At 64.9% G+C, this 3,434-nt stretch carries 3 protein-coding genes and 1 pseudogene; 2 read left to right on the top strand and 2 right to left on the bottom strand.

Features of this window, described 5'->3' with window-relative positions:
* Window positions 1-78: 78 nt before the first annotated feature.
* Window positions 79-294, bottom strand: a complete 216-nt coding sequence (locus ACTWPW_RS63435; RefSeq protein WP_443174921.1) for a hypothetical protein — start codon at window positions 292-294, stop codon at window positions 79-81.
* On the bottom strand, window positions 291-1,016 hold the full coding sequence (locus ACTWPW_RS63440) for a transposase domain-containing protein (protein WP_443174922.1): 726 nt from the start codon (window positions 1,014-1,016) through the stop codon (window positions 291-293). Before ACTWPW_RS63440 ends, ACTWPW_RS63435 begins: the two co-directional genes overlap by 4 nt.
* A 720-nt stretch (window positions 1,017-1,736) precedes the next feature.
* Between ACTWPW_RS63440 and ltrA the strand changes: the two genes are divergently transcribed.
* Both ltrA and ACTWPW_RS63450 read left to right on the top strand, forming a co-directional pair.
* Entirely contained in the window at window positions 1,737-3,170 is a 1,434-nt protein-coding gene (gene ltrA, locus ACTWPW_RS63445) for a group II intron reverse transcriptase/maturase (protein WP_443174923.1), read from the top strand.
* 134 nt (window positions 3,171-3,304) lie between these two features.
* Window positions 3,305-3,434: pseudogene (locus ACTWPW_RS63450) on the top strand (ISAzo13-like element transposase-related protein); the annotation flags it as partial.

The following is a 3,434-nucleotide window of genomic DNA, read 5'->3' on the forward strand; positions in this document are numbered from 1 at the left end:
TACCACAACCGCAGACGCTGGCAGCAGACCAAGGCACCCCCATCCGACGAACCGGTCACCGACAGCTGAGCACCCGCTCTACACGGCCAGGCTGTAGTTATCGGTGCATTGTGCTTGACAGATCTCCGCCTCCCATCGCTCGTGATACAGCGCGGCCAGCTCCGCGGCGGGATAGACATCGACATTCAGCAGATCGGTCAGCAGGCGGACCACTTCGCCGCCGTCAACTCGGTACTCCACCACCCGGACCGTCACTCCGCCCGGATGCGACGCCCGCTGGCCGGCCAAGCTCATCCGTGCCAGATACGTGCCGTCGGCCAGGATCTGGATCGGCTGCTTAGCCACGCACGATCGAGCGCGGAGCAGCAGGTGTGCTCCGGCCTGGGTATATGCCTTCCACAACGCCACGCCGGGGAAGGCGCGATCCATGAGGACCAGCATGCCGGCAGCGCTGCCGGCCAGCCTGGTCGCCAGCTCCGGTTCCCCGCCGTTGAACGCCCCACCGCCGCGTCGATGGAGGCGTGGGTGCCGGTCTCGGTCAACGTCACCACCCGCGTCTGCGGAAACCCCACGTCCCGGCCTTTGGCGTCGCTCGGGCCGCCGAAGAAGGCCCGGTTGGCCGTGGTGTCCGGCACGTCCAGGACGAACCCGTCGACCGCGGCCAAGCGCATCCCGCGATAGAACGACCCGGACAGCCCTTCCGGGGCCACCGATCCCGCCAACGCGCGAAACAGGCCCTCCAACGGCCCCGCGCCCAGCCGTTGCCGGGCACGGGTGAAGGAGGACTTGTTCGGGACCGACTGATCCATCCCGCCCAGCGCTCCCACCAGGTTTTCGGCGACATCGTCATAGGAGTCCTGCTGAAACAGCGCCAGCGCCAAGACGAAGTAGACCATGAACCGCGGCGGCAACGCTCCCGGCCTGCCGCCCTCACGGTCGTGTTGGGCCAGTATGTGATCCACAAGCTCGGGCGTGACTCGCTCGGTGAGCACTCCCAGACGCACGTCCTCGGACAAGCCGATCCACGGATGCATATCGAGACATCGACAGAACCAACAAGAACGTCACCCTCTGGAGCCTCATGGATCGCTTGCGTTAGTCAAGCAACGGCATTGGCCGGGCACCTCGAAATGGAACAAAGATCGAGGTGCGCCACGAGGCGTCACCGTTTCGGGCGGGGATGAAAAGGGCCCCGCCTCTGCGCTGTCGCAGCAGCGTGGAGAAGCTGAGGGCAGTTCGCAGCCGGAGACACGGATGCGGACGGGAGCAGCCCTGACAACGCCGGGACAGATCAGAACTGTCAGATGATCTGGGTCCGGCAAGCGAGACCGGAAGGTGGACGAGAGGAACCAGTGTTTGACGCCCCGTAACTGTTCCACCGGCTCCAACCTGACGGATATGGGCCGGAATGCAGCGCACGCCGCCTGGATGAGCGGCGACTTCGAAGCCGGTCGCTCGATGCCGGTGGGGAGGCCACGAGGAAAGCCTGCGGCGTACTCGTGGCGATGCTGCCGGGGTAGAACTGGCCGCCTCACCGGTCGACCGAGCGGTGGTGAACGTGGGAAGCGATCCACTGTCGCCCTCTCCGCTTCTGGCGGTGGGCAGGCGTGTCGTCAGCCGATGACGGCGGATCGTGGCGGAGGTCTCGTAGTAGTCCGAGCACGCGAGAGGCGTGTGCATGGCGAAGGGGACCAGCAAGTCAGCAGTACGGATACTGGAATGCCGGGAGGTCGTTGGTGAATACCGACGAACTGGAGTACGCCCTGACCAGGGCGGAGCGACGGGTACTGGAGATCCAGGCCAAGCTGCACCAGTGGGCCCGTGATGATCCTCATCGCAGGTTCGATGACCTGTTCAACCTTGTCACAGATCCCGCATTCCTGCTGGTGGCGTGGGATCGGGTGCGGCGTAACAAGGGTGCCAAGACCGCAGGCGTGGACGGCCGCACCGTGGTGTCCATCGCCTGGGGGATGGGCGTCGAGACCTTCCTCGACGAACTGAGATCCTCGATGAAGGACCACAGTTTCCGCCCGCTCCCGGTCAGAGAACGGATGATCCCCAAGGCGGGCGGGAAGCTGCGCCGCCTGGGCATCAGCACGATCGCCGATCGGGTAGTCCAGGCATCCTTGAAGCTGGTGTTGGAGCCGATCTTCGAGTCGGATTTCCTCCCGTGCAGTTACGGGTTCCGCCCGAACCGCCGGGTTCATGACGCGGTCGCTGAGGTGCGCTTCTTCACGTCCAAGTCCTACGAATGGCTTGTGGAGGGCGACATCAAAGCCTGCTTCGACGAGATCTCGCATTCGGCACTGCTGGATCGGGTTCGAGATCGAGTCGGGGACAAACGCGTCCTGGCTCTGGTGAAGGCGTTCCTGAAGGCGGGCATCCTCGGCGAGGACCGCGCGCTTCGGGAGAACCACGCTGGTACACCACAAGGATCGATCTTGTCGCCGCTGCTCAGCAACGTGGCCCTGTCGGTGCTGGACGAACACATCGCCCAGTTGCCCGGAGGACCTGCGAGCAGTGCGTGGGACAGGAGCAAGCGTCGGCGGCATGACCTGCCCAACTGTCGCCTGGTCCGATTCGCAGACGATTGGTGCCTGCTGGTGCACGGCACCAAGGCCGACGCGGAAAGCCTCCGCGATGAGATCGCCGGGGTCCTGGCCCCGATGGGCCTGCGCCTATCGCCGGACAAGACCCTGATCACCCACATCGACGAGGGCCTCGTCTTCCTCGGCTGGCACATCCAACGTCGCCGCAAACGAGGCACCATCCGGTACTACGTCTACACCTATCCCTCACGCAAAGCCCTCAAGGCGGTGATGGCCAAGGTCAAGACGCTGTGCCGGACAACAGGAACTCACCTGCCGCTGGACACTCTCCTGCTTCGGCTCAACCCGATGCTGCGAGGCTGGTGCAACTTCTTCCGGCCCGGAGTGTCCAGCGCGACCTTCCAGTACCTCAGTTCGTATGTGTGGAAGCGCGTCATCAAGTGGATACGACGCAAACATCGTCGGACCTCATGGAAGGAACTGCGACGCCGCTACGGCGGCGGTCAGTGGTGGCCGGCCAGCCAGAACAGGCAACTGTTCGACCCGGGAAAGGTGAGCACCACGCGCTACCGATACCGGGGCGTTGCTGGCATACCCAGCCCCTGGCCGACCGCTGGCTGAGCACGATCAACAACGTGGGCGCCACGACGGGACTTGTGGAGCGCCCGGTGCCGTGAAAGTGGCACGCCGGGTGCGGGAAGCGGCTCGGAGAAACGGGCCGGTTGAAAGACCGGCACCGCGCTCCGGGCCGACTTCACCACCGGTTGTTCTCGCATATCACGATGAACTGGCGGGGACGGCCGTTGACCAGCCATCAAGTCGTCCTCAACACGATCGCGGCGACCACGACCTCGGCCGGGCTGAGGGTCGAGGCCGCTTTGGATC

It is taken from the genome of Nonomuraea sp. KM90, from assembly GCF_052246675.1.
In the GTDB taxonomy this organism is placed as follows: domain Bacteria; phylum Actinomycetota; class Actinomycetes; order Streptosporangiales; family Streptosporangiaceae; genus Nonomuraea.